The sequence below is a fragment of the Rhizobium sp. KNZ2-6A genome (assembly GCF_056755475.1).
Window position 1 is genome coordinate 1 of sequence record NZ_JBNDIC010000066.1, and the last position, 17,067, is coordinate 17,067.

The following is a 17,067-nucleotide window of genomic DNA, read 5'->3' on the forward strand; positions in this document are numbered from 1 at the left end:
TTGCCCTTGGGAGACCAGCCGGTGCGCTTTGTCAGGCGTGTATTCGTTGACGTCTCGTCGATAAAGATGAGACGCGATAATGCCTTGTTGAAGAACCGCTTGCGTCGGCTCATCCAAAGATCACGTGCCTTGGCGATCTCTGGCCTGCGCTGCTCGCTTGCCTTGAGGCTTTTTTTTATTGCTCAGCCCAAGCCGATGTAGAAACCGGCCGACCGTGGCTCGATGCACTTCGACACCACGCGCGGCGAGTTCGACACACAGTTCGTCCAAAGTCGTTTCGCCATGGGAAGACATACGCTCGCGGATCCATTCACCATGGGCCGAAAGCTTAGCCCCACCAGGCGGGTGGCCCTGCCTGGCTGCGGCAAGAGTGCCGGATGTCCGCTGCAGTATAATCATGTTGTTGACGAACCGAGGCGAAACGCGGAAATGCCGTGCCGCCGCCCGGTTACTATTGCCATCACCAACAAACGCAACGACGCGCTCACGCAACTCGATTGGATGCGGCTTGCCCATGGCGCTTCTCCTTCCAGGGGCACAGTGAATCACAGATCATCACAAACGGAAATCCCGAATCCGATTTACGGCGACGTGCTTTAGAACGTCCAGGAGAATCGCCGCCGCCTTGTCGCCTGGCGGCTCCTGCGTTTGCATTCGGTGCCAGACGAGATCGTAGCCCACAAGCATCGCAGCACGCTCGGGAGTATCGTTCGACAGGCGCTCCATATAGCGCGCGAGCATTCCTGGCCGGAGAACATCGTTGATAAGCTCGGGCAGCACAGCGTAATCGGCAATCAGGTTCGGCAGGGCGGCCGTCCATATCTTGATGCGCGACAGCACGAACTTCGCGAGCCACTCCGTCTTGTAGGTCGAGACCACTGGAACGCCGGCAAGCCCCAGCTCCAGGATCACGGTGCCGGAGGCTGCCATGGCAGCATCAGCCTCGGCAAAAGCGCTCCATTTGGCGCCCTGGCCGACGACGATGTCCGGCTTCACCCGCCAATTTCCGACAAGAGAACGCACCAAAGCCTCCTGCCGCGGCACGGTCGGCAGCAGAAAACGAATATTATCGTTTCGCCGACTAAGCTCTTCGGTAGCCTGCTCAAAAACCGGAAGAAGCTGCCGGATCTCCGATGCACGCGATCCTGGAAGCAACAGGATCGTTTTCTGCGCATTGGCGCCGTCCAGACCGCGCAATGCACGCTGGCGGCGCGTCTCCAAAAGATCGGCATCCACTACCAACCGATGGCCGACATAGGTCGTTGCCGGGCCGCCCAGCCGTTGCATCGCTTCCGGCTCGAACGGCAATACGGCCAGTACATGGTTGACATAGGCGAGCATCTTCTGCGCGCGATATTCCTTCCACGCCCAGACGCTGGGGCAGACATAGTTGACGACCGGAAGATCGGGCAGAGACTTGCGCACCCTCTTCGCGACGCGATGGGTGAAATCGGGGCTGTCGATGATCAGAAGCACGTCAGGCTTTGCGGCAATGATGGCTTCGGCCGTCTGCCGGATGCGGGCAAGCAGCTTCGGCAGGCGCTTGATGACCTGAATGAACCCCATGATCGACAATTCGGAATAGTCGAAGAGCGAGCGCAGGCCCTGCGCTTCCAACGCCTCGCCGCCGACGCCCATCAGCTCGACCTGTCCGTCATAACGCCGCTTCAGCGCTGCAACGAGATCGCCCCCCAGCAGATCGCCGGAAACCTCGCCGGCAACGACGGCAAGCTTCAAAGGCGCACCACTCACATGAAGCCCTCCGCGCTCAAGCCCCGATCGATGCCGCAGACGAAAATGCCGGCTTCGTCCGCAGCGGCGATGACAGCCTGCCGGTCGAGGATCAGTGCTCTGCCGGCTTCGATGGCAACGCCAGCAAGACCGGCCTTCTTGGCGTTCAACACCGTAGATACACCGATGGACGGCAAATCGGCCCGGACATCCTGCTGTGGCTTACAGAGCTTGACGAGCACGCCGCGCCGACGTGTCGAAATGCGCCCGGCCGCTCGCAGCTCGGCAACCCGCTCGATCATCTTGTCCGTGCCTTCAGCACCCTCGAGCGCGACGACACGCCCACCGACGCTGACCGAGCCCTGCCCGACATCGAGCAATCCCAACGCATCGGCTGCCTTGGCGCCCTGAGCGATGTCACGCAGATCCTCGTCCGATGGAGAGAATTTTCCGAGGGGGCCGGTCGTTGCCAATAGATCGGGTGCGATCTCATGCGCACCGACGACGCGAACGCCGCCCGCCTCGATCAGCCGAATAACCATCTGTAGCACGGCGTTATCGCCGCCCGAAAGAAGGGTGCGTATAGTGGAGGGCAACTCCTTGATCACGCGCCAGGTCGGATGCACCTGCCGCCAGGATGGACGGCGCGCAACGCCGCCGGACATGACGACGCGGTCCACACCGTGACGGCGGAACATGGCCTCCAGGCCCGCGAAATTGCCGACACCGAGATTGGCATGATCGAAAGCGGACCAATCCCGATCCGCCTCGTCCGTCAATGCGATAATGACTGGGTTTTCGCCGGCCTGGCGCGCGGCGTCGGCGACGTAAACCGGCAGAAGCCCGCTGCCTGCGATGATCGCCAGCCTGCCTTTGCCGTCTTGGCCGGCCGAAACCACGTCAGCTCTTGCCGCGATTGGGCGACGACAGTGCACGGTCGCTATCGGCTGCTATGAAATCGAGGATCTCGATCACTTCCTTGCAATCGGCATATTCGTCGCGGATCGACGCGGCGTTGTCACGAATCGAGCCCTCGCCTTCGAAGATGCTCTTATAAGCGCGTCGAACCCTGTGAATGACAGCACGGTCGATGCCTGCGCGCGACATGCCGACAATATTGAGGCCCGAGAGCACGCCAGGATTGCCGTTCAGCATGCCATAGGGAATAAGGTCATAACTTGCTGCCGAAAGACCACCAATGAACGCCTGCCGGCCGATGCGCGTGAACTGGTGCACGGCACAACCACCACCAAGAATGGCGCGATCGTCGACGGTCACATGCCCTGCCAGCATGACGTTGTTCGACATGATGACATTGTTGCCGATACGGCAATCATGCGCCACATGCGAATTGGCGAGGAACAGGTTGTTGTTGCCGACAATCGTCTTGCCGCCGTAATCGGCCGTGCCGGTATTAATGGTCACGCCTTCACGGATCGTGCAGTTCTCGCCGACATCGAGCGTCGTCTCCTCGCCGCCGTGATGGACGCTTTGCGGATCCCCGCCAACAACGGCCATCGGAAATATTTTTGTTCCCTTGCCGATCGTCGTGCGGCCGGTCACGACTGCATTGTTGAGCAAGTGAATATTATCGTGGAGTACGACTTTCGGACCGACATAGCAGAGCGGACCGACCACTACATTCTCGCCGATGACTGCGCCATCTTCGACGACCGCCTGCTTGTGAATGCGAGCGCTTTTAGCGATGCTGCTCATGCCTGTTCCTGATCCTTCCGTACGATCATCGCACCGATATCGGCCTCGGCGACCAAAGAACCGTCGACCTTAGCATCGCAATGGAACTTCCAGATGGTGCCGCGCTGCTTCTGCTTCACGACGTGGAACTCGACGCGGTCGCCCGGAACGACCGGCTTGCGGAAGCGGGCGTTGTCGATCGTCATGAAGTAGACGAGATTGCCGCCGATGCCATCCTTGCGAGCGCAGATCGCGCCGGCGGTCTGGGCCATACCTTCGATGAGCAGCACGCCAGGCATGATCGGAGAACCCGGAAAATGCCCGGTGAATTGCGGCTCATTGGCCGTCACGTTCTTGATGCCGATCGCGGAATTGTCGCTATCGATCTCGATGATCTTATCGACCATCAGGAAGGGATAGCGATGCGGCAACAGCTTCATAATTTCCAGAACGTCGGCCGACGACAACGACGCCTTGGCTTCCTCAGTCATGCTCCGCACTCCCGTCTTTCTTTTCCCTGGCTCCTGACCGCTTCGCGATCTCCGCCGATTCCCTTAGAAAATCCCATAGAGGCCGCGCTGGAAGGCCCGCATAGCGCTCTCCCGCCGGAATGCTGTTCATCACGCCGCTCTTGGCACCGATCTGCGCGCCGTCTCCGATGTGGATGTGACCGTTGAGGCCCGCCTGGCCGCCGATTTGGACGCCATCTCCAATCACCGTGCTGCCGGCGATACCCACCTGACTGACGATAGCACAATGCCGACCGATGCGGACGTTATGTCCGATCTGGACCTGGTTGTCGATCTTGGTACCTTCGCCGATCACCGTGTCATCCATGGTACCGCGATCGATCGTCGTGTTGGCGCCGATCTCGACATTGTCCTGGATGATGACGCGGCCGATCTGAACGATCTTGACCATGCCGCGAGGCCCCGGCGCATAACCGAAACCGTCTTGGCCGATGCGCGTACCATTATGGACGATAACGCCATTGCCGAGGTAGGCGCAGAGTACGCTCGCGCCGCCGCCAATGCTACAATTGCGTCCGATTTTCACGCCTGGTCCGATAAGGGCGTTGGCGCCGATATAGGTACCCTCGCCGATCTCGGCGCCGGCGCCAATGACAGCACCCGGCTCGACGCCGATATTGGCCTCCAGCTTCGCCGTCGCATCGATAATGGCGGCCGGTGAAATCGTTCCCGGGTTCGCCGCGAATGTAACCGGCCGCATGGCTTGCGGATGCAGCAGGCCGCCGACAACAGCAAAATCCGTATGCGGCTTCTTCGACAGAAGCACCGGAATATGATCGGGAACGAAAGATTTCAGCGCCGGCAAGCAAATGATGGCGGAAGCCTTGCAGGTCTCCAGCTCAGCGCGATTCTTTCGGGAAAGGATATAGCAAATGTCGCCCTCGCCTGCCCGATAGACGGGGGCGATAGATCTGATGGCGACCTCCGAAGAGGCCGCATCAGCAAGTTCCGCCCCAAGATGCTCAGCCAGTTGCCTTAAGCTGATGCCGCCATGGGGCGGGAAAAAACCAGTATGTTCCATAAGCACCAGCTCCAGAACGGTGTTCAAGCCCGAAGTTCTGGACTGCCGATATCAGAACTGGTTGGCGATGCCAAACCGGAAATTCTCAACCTTGTCGTAATCTTCCTTGAGAACCGGTACGGCATAGTCAACACGGATGACGCCGAACGGCGACGACCAGATCAGGCCAGCACCGAGCGAAGCTCGGATCGAGCTGTCGTTATGGAGCGTATCGCCGAAGAGATTCGCCTTGTTGCCGTAGAGCGAACCCGCGTCGGCAAAGGCTGCGATACGCAGACCGATGTCCTGCGGCACGCCCGGCATCGGCATGCTGGCTTCAGCCGAAGCCGTGAAGTAGGTCGTACCACCGAGCGGATCGCCATGCGACGAACGCGGGCCGATACCGGCATTCTCGAAGCCGCGGATTTCACGGCCGCCGAGCGTGAACTGATCGAAGACGTTCAGCTTGCCGTCCGTCGGCATCACATAACCGGCACCGACCGTCAGCGAGCCGATGATATCGGCTTCATCGCTGATCATCTTGTAGTAACGGGCCTTGCCGCTCAGCTTGTAGAAGTCAGAGTCGCCGCCAAGACCAGCAAATTCATGCGTGAACTTGGCGATGATGCCTTCACGCGGCAGGTTCTGGTCATCAAGCGTGTTGTAGGTGAAGGTCTGCGAAACCGTCGACTGTACCCACGGGCCGTTCTCGACGAGGTTGAGATACGGGGCCGAAAGATTGTTCTGCCAATCGTTCCTACCATCGTAGGTCAGGCGCTTGTAGTTATAGCGCAGGGTCGTTGCCAGGTTCTCGGTGATCGGCGCGGTAACGCGCAGCGAGAAGCCCGCTTCCGAATAGTCGTAATAATCGTCGCTCGACGTCTGGTTCTTGAAGATATCGAAACCGGCAGCCAGACGATAACCGAGGAAATAGGGCTCGGTGAACGAGATGTTGTAGGTACGGTTACCTTCCGTACCAGCACCTGCGGCGAGGCGGATGTACTGACCGCGACCGAGAAAGTTCTTTTCTTCGACCGAGGCTTCGAGCAGCAGACCACCGTTGTTGCCGACGGCGTAACCGGCGCCGATACCGAAGGAGCCGGTCGGCTGGTCTTCGACATTGACGATCACGATGACGCGGTCCGCGGCACTGCCCTGCGCCGTCGAGATATCGACCTTGGTGAAATAGCCCAGCGCATCGAGGCGACGCTTGGCACGCGTGATCATTTCCTGATTGAAGGCATCGCCTTCATTCAGGTCGAACTCGCGGCGAATGACGTAATCGCGCGTGCGGGTGTTACCGCGGATTTCGATCCGCTCGACATAGGCGCGCTCGCCCTGATCGACCAGATATTCGATACCGATGGTGTGACCGGACAGATCGCGATTGCCACGCGGCGTGATGCGGGCGAACGGATAGCCTGCGGAAGCTACGCGCTTGGAAATGTTCTCGATCGAGGTCTGGATATCCTTGGCGCTATAGACATCGCCCTTGTGGGTGATGATGAGACCCTTCAGCTCGTCGGCATTGACGCCTTCGACCGTCGAGACCACGTTGATGTCGCCATAGGTGTAACGCGGACCTTCGTCTACGTTGAAATTCAGCGTGTATTCGTTGTTCTGCTCGTTCAGCGTCGCGTCGGCGCTGACGATGCGGAAATCGGCGTAGCCGTGGTTGTAATAGAACTGACGCAGCGTATCCTGGTCGGCCTGCTGGCGCTCAGGGCTATAGACGTCCTTACGGGTCAGGAACGACAGGAAGTTGCTCTTCTTGGTGCTGATCACCGAAGCCAAGCGGCCACTGCCATAAGCCTGATTGCCCGAGAAATTGATCTTGTCGATCTTAGTGCGATCACCTTCGTTGATGACGAATGCGACATTGAGGCGGCCCGGCGAAACTTCCGCGGTCTGCGTCGTCACTTCGACATCGTTACGACCGATCGCAGCGTAGGCATCCTTGATGGTCTTGATGTCAGCCTGAACGCTAGCCTCATTGTACGGGCCAGCCGAATGGGTCTGAATGACGCCCTGGAGCTTGTCGTCCTTGATCTTGCGGTTGCCGTTGAAGACCACGGCATTGATGAGCTTGTTTTCCTTGACGGTTACGACCAGCGTGCTGCCCGAAACCGTAACGTGCACATCCGAGAAATATCCGGTGGCGTAGAGCTGCTTTACCGAAGTATCGATGTCGCCGGGGGAGAAGTTCTTTCCGGGCTTGATCGTGATATTGTCGCGAACTGCCGTCGCGCCGACACGTTCCGCACCACGAACGTCAACGCGCTGAATGACAGCAGCTTCCGCAACCGAGGCAGAGGCAAGGGTGAGAACACCAGCACCAGACGCAACAACACCAGCAGACAGCGCTACCGCCGACACTGCGTTCAAAAATTTTGAACCAGCCTTCATTTTCACTTCTTACCTTTTTTCAATCGTCCCCAGCCCCGAGCGAACCCGATTCCGGCCACGTGTGTCGTTTTACCCGCTTTTGACATACAAGCAAGGGAGCACGTTAATTTCTGTTTACTTCATTTCAAAGCGTGGCTCATTCGCCACTACAGCTTTGAAACATCGTAAATAAATCGTAATTTCCTCTCGTCGTAGCCCCACTAGCCTATTCTGGAACTGATGTCGTTCCAGGTCGCAAACACCATGAGTGAGAGCACCATCGCAAATCCGATCCGGAAAGCGATATCCTGCGCCCGTGCACCCAGGGGCTTTCCCCTTACGGCTTCAATCGCATAGAACATCAGATGGCCGCCATCAAGTACCGGCACCGGCATCAAATTTAATAACCCTATTGAAACAGAAAGTATGGCGGCGAATTGGAGCACCGCGGCAAAACCCAGGGTTGCCATTTGCCCCGAAAGTTGCGCAACCCTGATCGGGCCTCCCAGCTGATCGGCCTTCATATAGCCGCCGATGACATTGCCGATATATTCGAAGGTGCCGGAAACGATGCTGCCCGTCTGTTTTACACCCTCGGCAAGCGCCCGGAGCGGCCCGTAAGCCTCATAGCGCAGCTTGATCGGCCTCTGGCCGTCGGTGATGCCGATGGTGGCGATCTCCGTCTGGGCGCCGAAGGCATCGGTCTCCGCCGACTTCCTGGGCGTCACCGTCAGATCGCGCGTCTGGCCGTCGCGCTTGACCGTCAGCGCCATGGGCTTGTCGGCGTGAGCCGCCGCATAGCGCTGCACTTCGCCGACGGAGCCGATGTTCCGTCCATCCACAAAAAGAATACGATCGCCAAGCTCCAGGCCGGCCGTCTGGGCCGGACTGTCGGAGCCGATCGAGGCAATGATCGGATCGATCGGCGCGATTCCGATGCTGCCGATATCCTTCTTGTTGCCGGACGCGTCGATATCGACAAGCGTCTCGGGCATGATCGGGACATCACGGATTGTGCCGTTGCGCTGTATGGTCAGCACGATGCTCTTGCCGGGACGGTCGGCCACGTAGCGACCGATATCATAATAGGTCGCGACGCTATTGCCGTCGACCGCAATCAGCCGGTCGCCGGCCTGCAAGCCAGCCTTGGCAGCCGGACCTGCCGGCTCAACCGCCGTCACGACCGGATCGACGAGCGCAATGCCGATGCGGCCCATTTCCATCTTGTTACCGAACTGATCGGTATCTTCGACGAGTTTCGGTACGATCTGGAAATCGCGATTCTGGCCGTCACGCTCGACCGTCAGAACGATGGCACGGCCCGGGCGAAGACCGACGTAGCGTTGCACTTCATCGAACGTCGCCACCTTGCTGCCGTCGATGGCAACAAGCCGGTCGCCCGGCTCGATACCGGCCTCGGCGGCAGCGCCGTCACGCGTCACCATCGCAACGACCGGATCGGCGACCGTACGGCCATAAATGCTGAAAAGAGCAGCAAAGATCACGATGGCAAGAAGGAAATTGGCAATCGGACCGGCCGCAACCGTGGCGGCCCGCTTCCAGAGCTTGGCACCGGCAAAGGACTGGGCCCGCTCTTCCTCCGTCATGGCTGAAAGCTGATCCACATCGGTCTTGCTGGAGGCATCCTCGTCACCGAAGAAGCGCACATAGCCGCCGAGCGGGATGAGCGAAAGCTTCCAGCGCGTGCCGTGCCGATCGGTAAATCCGGCGATTTCCGGGCCGAAACCGATCGAGAAGGCCATGATGCGGATACCGGACCAGCGGCCGATCAGATAGTGACCCATCTCATGCACGAAAACGAGCAGCGACAGGACGAAGACAAACGTGATGACGTTGTTCGTCAAAAACCCGATGAAGCTAGCCGCGCTACTCATGCAACGATCCTGTTCGTGTTAGAGCGGCTCAGCTTTCACGGAAGCTCTGAACCGCTCCATCTTTCTGTTTTCTCACAATTCCGGACGGAAAACCGCTACGCACTTTTCCTGGAATTGCTCTAGTATCAGACCCCGAGCAGAACGCCGCCCAACGAAAAGGTCTCGCCGCTCATTGTCAGCGACATTACGATAGCCAACAAAAACGCTGCAAAACAAGCAAAAATTAGTCCATCGACCCGATCCATGACGCCACCATGGCCGGGAATCAGATGACTGGAGTCTTTCACGCCAAACTTGCGCTTGATGAACGACTCGAACAAATCGCCGATCTGGCTGCACACGGAAAGCACCAGGGCGAGGATGGGAATGCGCAGCTCATCGGCGGAGAAGAAGCTCCAGACGACGGCGGTTCCCGCGACAACGGCCGCGATGGCACCGCCGATCGCGCCCGACCATGTCTTGCCGGGCGATATCCTCGGAGCCAACTTCGGCCCGCCGATGGCGCGCCCGACGAAATAAGCGAGGATATCCGTTGCCCACACGGTGGCGAAAACGAACAGCATCAGGACGAAGCCGCGCAGATCGTCATCGCGGATTTCCGAAAGCGCAATCGTCGTCAGTCCGGAATAGAGTATGCCTGAGGGCAGCCACCAGCTTCTGGCGCGAATCCCGACCATGATCGCCGTGACAATGACGAAGGCCGCCAGAACCTCGATGGAATAGACGGATTCGCCCAGGACCGTCGCACCGGCAATCAGCACGAGACCAAGCCAGCCGAGCGCATTTCCCTGGGGATCGCGGCCATGCAGATCGGTTATCGTCGACCATTCATAATAGACGAGCAGGCCGATCGCAGCCGCCAGAAGACGAAAGCTCAAGCCGCCATACCAAGTGGCGACAAGGACGATGACGGCGAGAATGATGCCGGAAATAATGCGCAGCCTGAGTTCGCGGCTCATTAGGACCCCACGGCCGCCGCCTGCTTGGCGGAAAGGCCGCCAAAGCGCCGGTCGCGCGCTGCATATTTTTCCAGCGCGGAGAAGAAGAGATCGCGGCTGAAATCGGGCCAATAGTCCGGCACGAACATGAATTCGGAATAGGCGGCCTGCCACAACAGGAAATTCGAAAGCCGCTCCTCGCCGCTCGTGCGGATAATGAGGTCGGGATCGGGAATTCCCGCAGTGTCGAGACGGGCATCGACCAGCTCCGCGCTGATGTCCTGCGGGCGCAGCCGCCCGGCCTCGACGTCTTTTGCGAGGCTCGCGAAGGCGCGCGTGATCTCATCGCGCGAGCCGTAATTGAAGGCGATCACCAGCGTCAGGGCCGTATTGTTCCTGGTAGTTTCCTCTGCCTCGATCAACAGGGGCAGAATGTCGCCGCGCAGGTTGCTGCGATCGCCGATGACGCGAATCCGGACGTTCTGCCGATGAAGCTCGGCGAGGTCCCTGCGGATGAAGGCCTTGAGCAGGCCCAGCAAGTCGCTGACCTCAGTCTCGGGGCGACGCCAGTTCTCCGAGGAAAAGGCAAACAGCGTCAGGTATTTGATGCCGATATCGCCGGCGGCCCGAACCGTTTCCCTGACCGCCTCCACGCCCTTGCGGTGGCCCATGGTGCGCGGCAGACCGCGCGCATTGGCCCAGCGACCGTTGCCATCCATGATAATGGCAACGTGTTCGGGTACGACGGAGAACGTGGGAGCTGACATATGGGTCCGGTTTCGTTCGGCGGAAATACGCTCTGGTCTCGTAATCTAGGGCGCGGCCACCGCTTTCAATATTGCGAAATCAAAAGCGTGACATCTCCCCAGCGTGCGATCAGACCTGCATGATTTCCTTTTCTTTGTCGGCTAGCAAGCGGTCGATTTCCGAAATCGTCTCATCCGTCATCTTCTGCACACGTTCAGAGAGAGAGCGGCTCTCGTCCTGGCCGATTACACCGTCTTTTTCGGCCTTTTTGAGACCGTCCATGCCGTCGCGGCGAACATGGCGAATCGCCACCTTCGCCTTTTCCGCGTATTCATGGGCGACTTTCACCAGCGAACGGCGGCGCTCTTCGTTGAGCTCCGGCAACGGGATGCGCAGGTTCTGGCCGTCGACGATGGGGTTGAGGCCGAGATTGGATTCACGGATGGCGCGCTCAACGGCACCGACCATCGACTTATCCCACACCGAAACCGTCAGCATTCGCGGTTCCGGCACGGTGATGTTGGCGACCTGGTTCAGCGGCATGCGCGAACCATAGGCTTCGATCACGACCGGATCCAAGATGTTGGCTGATGCACGCCCGGTGCGCAGAGAGGCGATATCGCTCTTGAATGCCGCGATGGCGCCGTCCATGCGGCGCTTCAATTCCTTGAGGTCGTTGCCTTCACTCATGTTCATACTCCCGTCTGATATGGCGACACCGGGCATGCCCGGCGCCACAGGAACGTCAATTGTCTGATACGATGGTCTTGCGGCCGCCGCCGGTCAAGATTTCAGCGAAACCGCCCTTCTCGTGAATCGAGAAGACGACGATCGGAATGGAGTTTTCGCGCGCAAGCGCCACGGCGGCTACGTCCATGACGGCCAGTCCCTTTTCGAGCACCTGGCTGTGCGTCAGATGGTCGAAGCGCTCGGCATCGGGGAATTTTTTCGGATCGGCGGAGTAGATGCCGTCGACCTGCGTGCCCTTGAAGATCGCTTGCGCTCCCATTTCGGCGGCGCGTAGCGCGGCGGCGGAATCTGTCGTGAAGAACGGATTGCCGGTGCCGCCGGCAAAGATTACCACGCGACCGAGCGAGAGATGATAAAGCGTGGCGCGCTGCGAGAAGCTTTCGCAGATTTCCGGCATGGAGATGGCCGAGAGCACGACGGTGTCGATATCGAGCTTGCGCAGCGAGGTCGCAAGAGCCAGCGCATTGATGATGGTGCCGAGCATGCCCATGTGGTCGCCGGTCACCCGGTCGCCACCCTTGGAGGCCACGGCAACGCCGCGGAAGATATTGCCGCCACCAACGACGACGCCGACTTCAACGCCCATTTTGCGCGCCTGCGCGATATCGCCGGCAATCCGGTCGGCGACGGTCACGTCGATGCCAAAACCCTGGCTGCCCATCAGAGCTTCACCGGAGGCCTTGAGCAACACGCGCTTGTAGATCGGCTGGGACATCGTAGCTCCTTGAAGTGATCACCGGGGAATGATTGTGAAAGCCGGATACACGAAGGGCACCGCGTTGTCACGCGATGCCCATACGTTTTCCCTGATATGGTTTCACCAATCCGGGATATGTCTCTTTTCGGCGATCAGCCCTTGGCGACAGCGGCGACTTCGGCAGCGAAGTCGGTTTCTTCCTTCTCGACGCCTTCGCCGAGCAGCAGGCGGGCCATGCCAACGACTTCGATCGGGGCTCCGGCGGTCTTTTCAGCTTCCTTGATGGCAGCAGCGACCGTCAGGTCCGGGTTGATGACGAAAGCCTGCGAGAGAAGCGCGACCTCCTCGAAGAACTTGCGCATGCGGCCTTCCACCATCTTTTCGATGATGGCTTCCGGCTTGCCGGATTCGCGGGACTGCTCGATGAAGACGTTGCGTTCGCGCTCGGCGACTGCGGCATCGACTTCCTCGGCGCGGATAGCCAGCGGGTTGGTCGCAGCGATGTGCATGGCAACCTGGCGGCCGATCGACGTCAGAACGGCCTTGTCACCGACCGACTTCAGGGCGACCAGAACGCCGAGCTTGCCGATACCGTCGCCGGCAGCGTTGTGGATGTAGGTCGCCACGACGCCGTGTTCGACTTCCAGCTTGGCCGCACGACGAAGCGTCATGTTCTCGCCGATGGTTGCGATCGCGTCCTTGATGGTGTCGGCGACCGGCTTGCCGGATGCGGGATAGGTCGCAGCCGAAATGGCTTCGACCGTGCCGTCGGTGGACAGCGCAACTTCGGCGACGCCGCGAGCGAGGTCCTGGAAGGCATCGTTACGCGCAACGAAGTCGGTTTCGGAATTGAGCTCGACGACAACGGCCTTGTGACCGGCGCCGGCAATGGCGACCAAGCCTTCAGCGGCGGTGCGGCCGGACTTCTTGTCTGCCTTGGAGATGCCCTTGGCGCGCAGCCAGTCAATCGCGGCTTCGATATCGCCGTTGGTTTCGGTCAGCGCCTTCTTGCAGTCCATCATGCCTGCGCCAGACTTTTCGCGCAGTTCCTTTACCAGTGCAGCCGTAATCTCGGTCATAAGCTTCCTCTTGTCGGTTCATACGGTGCGGCATACGGTTTTGAGCCGAAGCGGCACCGATTTGAGGGACGAAATGTACCCGTAAGTATGACAGCGTTATGAAGCCGCGTCATACTATGGAATTCTTGATTGGAACATGCCTGGATTTACCGCCTACAGCGCGGTGCGTCACAAGTGACGCGCAAATATCGCTGTAGCACTTAAATCCGCTGCATAATCTTACCCTTAAATCGATCCCGATTTAAGGAATTATGCAGTAGGCAAGGCGTTATGCAAAACGCGATAAGGCCGCTCGAACTTGTTGAAGTCGCAAACGGCCTTATCCCGGATGTCAATGCGCGTGGGCGGGCAATCTTCTGCCCGCCTCTGGGCGCGATCAGGCTTCGGTGCCGTCCGCCAGGGTCGGCTCGATCAGAGCTTCCTCGGAAGCGCCGAGATCACGGCCGGATGCACCCTGCTGACGGGCGATGCCGTCGATGGCAGCGCGCGAGATCAGGTCGCAGTAAAGAGCGATGGCGCGCGAGGCGTCGTCGTTGCCCGGGATCGGATAGTCGATCAGGTCCGGATCGCAGTTCGAGTCGATGATGGCGACAACCGGGATGCCGAGGCGCTTGGCTTCGTCGATCGCGATCTTTTCCTTGTTGGTGTCGATGATGAACATCAGGTCGGGCGTGCCGCCCATGTCCTTGATACCGCCGAGGGCCTTGTCGAGCTTTTCGCGTTCGCGCTCGAGGTTCAGACGCTCCTTCTTGGTGAAGCCCTGGGCTTCGCCGGAGAGGATTTCGTCGAGCTTGCGCAGACGCTGGATCGAGTTGGAGATCGTCTTCCAGTTGGTCATCATGCCGCCGAGCCAGCGGGCATTGACGTAGTACTGAGCCGAGCGCTTTGCGCTGTCGGCGATCAGTTCGGACGCCTGACGCTTGGTGCCGACGAACAGAACGCGGCCACCACGGGCAACGGTGTCGCTGACGACCTGCAGGGCGCGGCTCAGCAACGGAACCGTCTGGGCGAGGTCGATGATGTGGATGTTGTTACGATCACCGAAAATGTACGGCTTCATCTTCGGGTTCCAGCGGTGCGTCTGGTGGCCGAAGTGAACACCTGCTTCGAGAAGCTGGCGCATAGAAAAATCGGGCAATGCCATGCCTTTGTATCCTTTTCCGGTTGAACCTCCGCAAGGCGAACAGCATCCTCTTCGAGAATGCCACCGGGCGGAACGATCCGGATTTCTCCCGGACAATCCCATGCCTTACGTGTGGAATGCCGGTGCCCATACATTCGATTCGCGTGGAATGCAAGGCTTGAGGCTCAAAATAGCCGATTCTTATCTCAATCCGTCCCGCAGCTGGCTACTGGCATGCCTTGGCATCGAGAACCTCGAGCTTCGTGAGCTTGCCGGTCAATACGAAGTCGCCATAGTCCATGGTGAGGTCGCGCGTTATGCCGTTCTCGTAGAGTTTGAAGGACATGCGATAGACGGGCGTGGCGTCGCCCGTCGACTTCTCGTTGAAATAGGCCACGGTCACCGGCCAGAAAGACGTCTTGGCGAAGGCGCCGGCCTTTTCGGCATCGGGATCGTCCGTGGCCGGAGGCTGCGCCTTGCCCACGACCGTGGTGGCGATCAGCGGCTTGTCGCCGTCATCGGAGCCGTCGAAGACCTGCGCCTCGAAGAAATTCCTGCCCAGCTTGGCGTTGTGGATGATGTCGAGCATATGCTCCGTCGGGAAGCGGCTCTGGATGAGTTCGATCTGCTTGCTATGCGGCTGCGTCAGGTCGACCTTGATGCCCCTCTGATCGTCGCTTGCGGCTCCCCGCACGTCCTTGTCGAGCTGGTTGTCGGTGAAGGACTTGGTCTCGAAGCGGAACAGACGTTTGCCGAGATCCTCGAATGTCGTCGTCTGCTGGTCGCTGACGCGAGTGGAATCGCCCGTGTCGATCTTCGTCACGAAGCGGAAATTGGTGGTGAATCCAGCGCAATCGGAGCCTTCGAATTCATAGACCATGCGGCCGACCATGCCGGAAATGCCGGAGCGGTCGGAAGCATCCTTCAGCTCCAGATCATAGACGGCGCGATGGGCGATCAGCCCGCTTGGCCCTGCGGCGTAGGCTGCGGAAGTCCCCAGTGACAGAATGCCCAGCCCCGAAACGACGGTGGCAGCAAGACTCGAGCGGAACATTCATTATCTCCTGTTGGACTCGCATGCGATGTTATAAGAACGCTTTCGGCTGAAACGAGGCTGCCCATCCTAAGTGACGGAATTTAGTCTTGATGCCGGATTTTTGAAGTTTTTACAACAAAACGGGAGATGAAAATGTCCGACGCCATCGAGGGTCGCCTGAAGGAACTCGGCATCGTTCTGCCGCAAGCCGCGGCACCGGCCGCCAACTATGTTCCCTATGTCATCAGCGGCAATCTTCTCTATCTATCGGGCCAGCTACCGATGGAAAACGGCAAGATCGGCGTGACGGGCCATCTCGGCAAGGACGTCGATGTCGCCGGCGGCCAGCGCGCGGCCGAACTCTGCGCCATCAATATTCTCGCCCAGGCAAAGGCTGCTCTCGGCGGCGATCTCGGCCGGATCAAGCGGCTGATCAAGCTGAACGGCTTCGTCGCCTCGACCCCGGATTTCGTCGAACAACATCTTGTGATCAACGGCGCCTCCAATCTTCTGGCAAATATATTGGGCGAAGCCGGCAAGCATGCCCGCGCCGCCGTCGGCATGGCGGTCCTGCCGCTCAATGCCGCCGTTGAAATCGATGCCATTCTGGAAATTGCATAATGAGCAAGCTTGCCTGGCTGATCGAGCGTCCCGTCGCCCATCGCGGCTATCACGACATGAATAAAGCGGTCTGGGAGAACACGCTCTCGGCCTTCAGCCGCGCCATCGATGCCGGCTTTGCCATCGAATGCGACCTGCACTATGCCTCCGACGGCGTTCCGGTCGTCTTCCATGACGATGACCTGCAGCGTGTCTGCAACCTGCCCGGCGAAGTGCGTGAGCGCACTTCTGCCGAACTCGGGCTGCTCTCGATCGGCGGCACCAAGGACAAGATCCCGACGCTAAAGCAGCTTCTCCAGCTCTGCGGCGGCAAGGTGCCTCTCGTGCTGGAACTCAAGGGACGCGAAGGCGATGACGAAGGCTTTGCCGAATCCGTGCTCGAAGTGCTTGAAGGCTACAAGGGCCATGTCGCCCTCATGAGCTTCGACCATTGGCTGCTCAAGGACCTTAAAAGCCTGGAAGCACCTTACCCGGTCGGGCTTACGGCTGAGGGAAACAAGCCCGAGACGTTTTTTCAGCATGACGAAGCCATGCATCTTGGGCTAGACTTCATTTCGTACTTCTACGGCCACCTGCCGAACCCCTTTGTCACGGCGCAGCGCCAGCGCGGCATTCCGGTCATCACCTGGACCGTGCGCGACGAAGCGGCCCGCAAACATACATTTGCCAATGCAGACCAGATGACCTTCGAAGGTTTTGATCCGCGCCTGGCCTCGTAAATCGGGATCGATTGAAGGAGAGGCTTTGCGCAAACCCAAATTATCGCTGCGCCTACGACGTATCCTCCCGGATGAAGGCGCAGCGGTGAGAGCCCCTCCCGTCCTTCCTAGCGCAAGAAGT

General features: G+C 59.4%; 17 protein-coding genes. 2 read left to right on the forward strand and 15 right to left on the reverse strand.

Features of this window, described 5'->3' with window-relative positions:
* Positions 1 to 120 precede the first annotated feature (120 nt).
* The 15 genes from ACPYOP_RS29305 to ACPYOP_RS29375 form a co-directional block, all read right to left on the reverse strand.
* Entirely contained in the window at positions 121 to 516 is a 396-nt protein-coding gene (locus ACPYOP_RS29305; protein ID WP_481413764.1) for a transposase, read from the reverse strand.
* Positions 517 to 555: 39 nt separating this feature from the next.
* Positions 556 to 1,752: a lipid-A-disaccharide synthase gene (lpxB, locus tag ACPYOP_RS29310; protein ID WP_481413765.1), complete on the reverse strand. Its 1,197-nt coding sequence runs from the start codon at positions 1,750 to 1,752 to the stop codon at positions 556 to 558.
* Positions 1,749 to 2,630 (reverse strand): LpxI family protein, encoded by an 882-nt coding sequence (locus ACPYOP_RS29315; RefSeq protein WP_481413766.1) that lies wholly within the window; start codon positions 2,628 to 2,630, stop codon positions 1,749 to 1,751. The genes lpxB and ACPYOP_RS29315 overlap by 4 nt, the downstream gene beginning before the upstream one ends.
* Before the next feature lies 1 nt (position 2,631).
* Complete coding sequence (gene lpxA, locus ACPYOP_RS29320) at positions 2,632 to 3,447, reverse strand: acyl-ACP--UDP-N-acetylglucosamine O-acyltransferase (RefSeq protein WP_481413767.1); 816 nt, start codon at positions 3,445 to 3,447, stop codon at positions 2,632 to 2,634.
* Entirely contained in the window at positions 3,444 to 3,917 is a 474-nt protein-coding gene (gene fabZ / locus ACPYOP_RS29325) for a 3-hydroxyacyl-ACP dehydratase FabZ (RefSeq protein WP_481413768.1), read from the reverse strand. Before fabZ ends, lpxA begins: the two co-directional genes overlap by 4 nt.
* The gene (gene lpxD, locus ACPYOP_RS29330) at positions 3,910 to 4,977 is read right to left on the reverse strand and encodes a UDP-3-O-(3-hydroxymyristoyl)glucosamine N-acyltransferase (RefSeq protein ID WP_481413769.1); all 1,068 of its coding nucleotides are present in this window, start codon (positions 4,975 to 4,977) and stop codon (positions 3,910 to 3,912) included. The genes fabZ and lpxD overlap by 8 nt, the downstream gene beginning before the upstream one ends.
* Positions 4,978 to 5,028: 51 nt before the next feature.
* On the reverse strand, positions 5,029 to 7,362 hold the full coding sequence (gene bamA, locus ACPYOP_RS29335) for an outer membrane protein assembly factor BamA (RefSeq protein WP_481413770.1): 2,334 nt from the start codon (positions 7,360 to 7,362) through the stop codon (positions 5,029 to 5,031).
* A gap of 200 nt (positions 7,363 to 7,562) precedes the next feature.
* Positions 7,563 to 9,236 carry an RIP metalloprotease RseP gene (gene rseP, locus ACPYOP_RS29340; protein ID WP_481413771.1) on the reverse strand — a complete coding sequence of 558 codons (1,674 nt, stop codon included), beginning with the start codon at positions 9,234 to 9,236 and terminating at the stop codon, positions 7,563 to 7,565.
* Between the two features lie 125 nt (positions 9,237 to 9,361).
* Complete coding sequence (locus tag ACPYOP_RS29345) at positions 9,362 to 10,195, reverse strand: phosphatidate cytidylyltransferase (RefSeq protein ID WP_481413772.1); 834 nt, start codon at positions 10,193 to 10,195, stop codon at positions 9,362 to 9,364.
* Positions 10,195 to 10,968: an isoprenyl transferase gene (locus tag ACPYOP_RS29350; protein WP_281408623.1), complete on the reverse strand. Its 774-nt coding sequence runs from the start codon at positions 10,966 to 10,968 to the stop codon at positions 10,195 to 10,197. The genes ACPYOP_RS29345 and ACPYOP_RS29350 overlap by 1 nt, the downstream gene beginning before the upstream one ends.
* A gap of 82 nt (positions 10,969 to 11,050) precedes the next feature.
* Positions 11,051 to 11,611, reverse strand: a complete 561-nt coding sequence (gene frr, locus ACPYOP_RS29355) for a ribosome recycling factor (protein ID WP_481413773.1) — start codon at positions 11,609 to 11,611, stop codon at positions 11,051 to 11,053.
* A gap of 55 nt (positions 11,612 to 11,666) precedes the next feature.
* The gene (gene pyrH / locus ACPYOP_RS29360) at positions 11,667 to 12,386 is read right to left on the reverse strand and encodes a UMP kinase (protein ID WP_481413774.1); all 720 of its coding nucleotides are present in this window, start codon (positions 12,384 to 12,386) and stop codon (positions 11,667 to 11,669) included.
* Between the two features lie 134 nt (positions 12,387 to 12,520).
* On the reverse strand, positions 12,521 to 13,447 hold the full coding sequence (gene tsf / locus ACPYOP_RS29365) for a translation elongation factor Ts (RefSeq protein WP_184708507.1): 927 nt from the start codon (positions 13,445 to 13,447) through the stop codon (positions 12,521 to 12,523).
* A 376-nt stretch (positions 13,448 to 13,823) separates the two neighbouring features.
* Positions 13,824 to 14,591 (reverse strand): 30S ribosomal protein S2, encoded by a 768-nt coding sequence (gene rpsB / locus ACPYOP_RS29370; RefSeq protein WP_481413775.1) that lies wholly within the window; start codon positions 14,589 to 14,591, stop codon positions 13,824 to 13,826.
* A 205-nt stretch (positions 14,592 to 14,796) separates the two neighbouring features.
* Positions 14,797 to 15,624 carry a cell envelope integrity EipB family protein gene (locus ACPYOP_RS29375; RefSeq protein ID WP_481413776.1) on the reverse strand — a complete coding sequence of 276 codons (828 nt, stop codon included), beginning with the start codon at positions 15,622 to 15,624 and terminating at the stop codon, positions 14,797 to 14,799.
* 135 nt (positions 15,625 to 15,759) lie between these two features.
* Here ACPYOP_RS29375 and ACPYOP_RS29380 point away from each other — a divergent pair, with 135 nt between their 5' ends.
* Positions 15,760 to 16,227, forward strand: a complete 468-nt coding sequence (locus ACPYOP_RS29380) for a RidA family protein (protein ID WP_481413777.1) — start codon at positions 15,760 to 15,762, stop codon at positions 16,225 to 16,227.
* Positions 16,227 to 16,946: a glycerophosphodiester phosphodiesterase gene (locus tag ACPYOP_RS29385; protein WP_481413778.1), complete on the forward strand. Its 720-nt coding sequence runs from the start codon at positions 16,227 to 16,229 to the stop codon at positions 16,944 to 16,946. Before ACPYOP_RS29380 ends, ACPYOP_RS29385 begins: the two co-directional genes overlap by 1 nt.
* Positions 16,947 to 17,067 lie beyond the last annotated feature (121 nt).

Coding starts and splice junctions, on each gene's coding strand:
- ACPYOP_RS29305 (WP_481413764.1), bottom strand. CDS start 516: ATGGGCAAGCCGCATCCAATCGAGTTGCGTGAGCGCGTCGTTGCGTTT.
- lpxA (WP_481413767.1), bottom strand. CDS start 3,447: ATGAGCAGCATCGCTAAAAGCGCTCGCATTCACAAGCAGGCGGTCGTC.
- fabZ (WP_481413768.1), bottom strand. CDS start 3,917: ATGACTGAGGAAGCCAAGGCGTCGTTGTCGTCGGCCGACGTTCTGGAA.
- lpxD (WP_481413769.1), bottom strand. CDS start 4,977: ATGGAACATACTGGTTTTTTCCCGCCCCATGGCGGCATCAGCTTAAGG.
- bamA (WP_481413770.1), bottom strand. CDS start 7,362: ATGAAGGCTGGTTCAAAATTTTTGAACGCAGTGTCGGCGGTAGCGCTG.
- rseP (WP_481413771.1), bottom strand. CDS start 9,236: ATGAGTAGCGCGGCTAGCTTCATCGGGTTTTTGACGAACAACGTCATC.
- ACPYOP_RS29345 (WP_481413772.1), bottom strand. CDS start 10,195: ATGAGCCGCGAACTCAGGCTGCGCATTATTTCCGGCATCATTCTCGCC.
- frr (WP_481413773.1), bottom strand. CDS start 11,611: ATGAGTGAAGGCAACGACCTCAAGGAATTGAAGCGCCGCATGGACGGC.
- pyrH (WP_481413774.1), bottom strand. CDS start 12,386: ATGTCCCAGCCGATCTACAAGCGCGTGTTGCTCAAGGCCTCCGGTGAA.
- tsf (WP_184708507.1), bottom strand. CDS start 13,447: ATGACCGAGATTACGGCTGCACTGGTAAAGGAACTGCGCGAAAAGTCT.
- rpsB (WP_481413775.1), bottom strand. CDS start 14,591: ATGGCATTGCCCGATTTTTCTATGCGCCAGCTTCTCGAAGCAGGTGTT.
- ACPYOP_RS29375 (WP_481413776.1), bottom strand. CDS start 15,624: ATGTTCCGCTCGAGTCTTGCTGCCACCGTCGTTTCGGGGCTGGGCATT.
- ACPYOP_RS29380 (WP_481413777.1), top strand. CDS start 15,760: ATGTCCGACGCCATCGAGGGTCGCCTGAAGGAACTCGGCATCGTTCTG.
- ACPYOP_RS29385 (WP_481413778.1), top strand. CDS start 16,227: ATGAGCAAGCTTGCCTGGCTGATCGAGCGTCCCGTCGCCCATCGCGGC.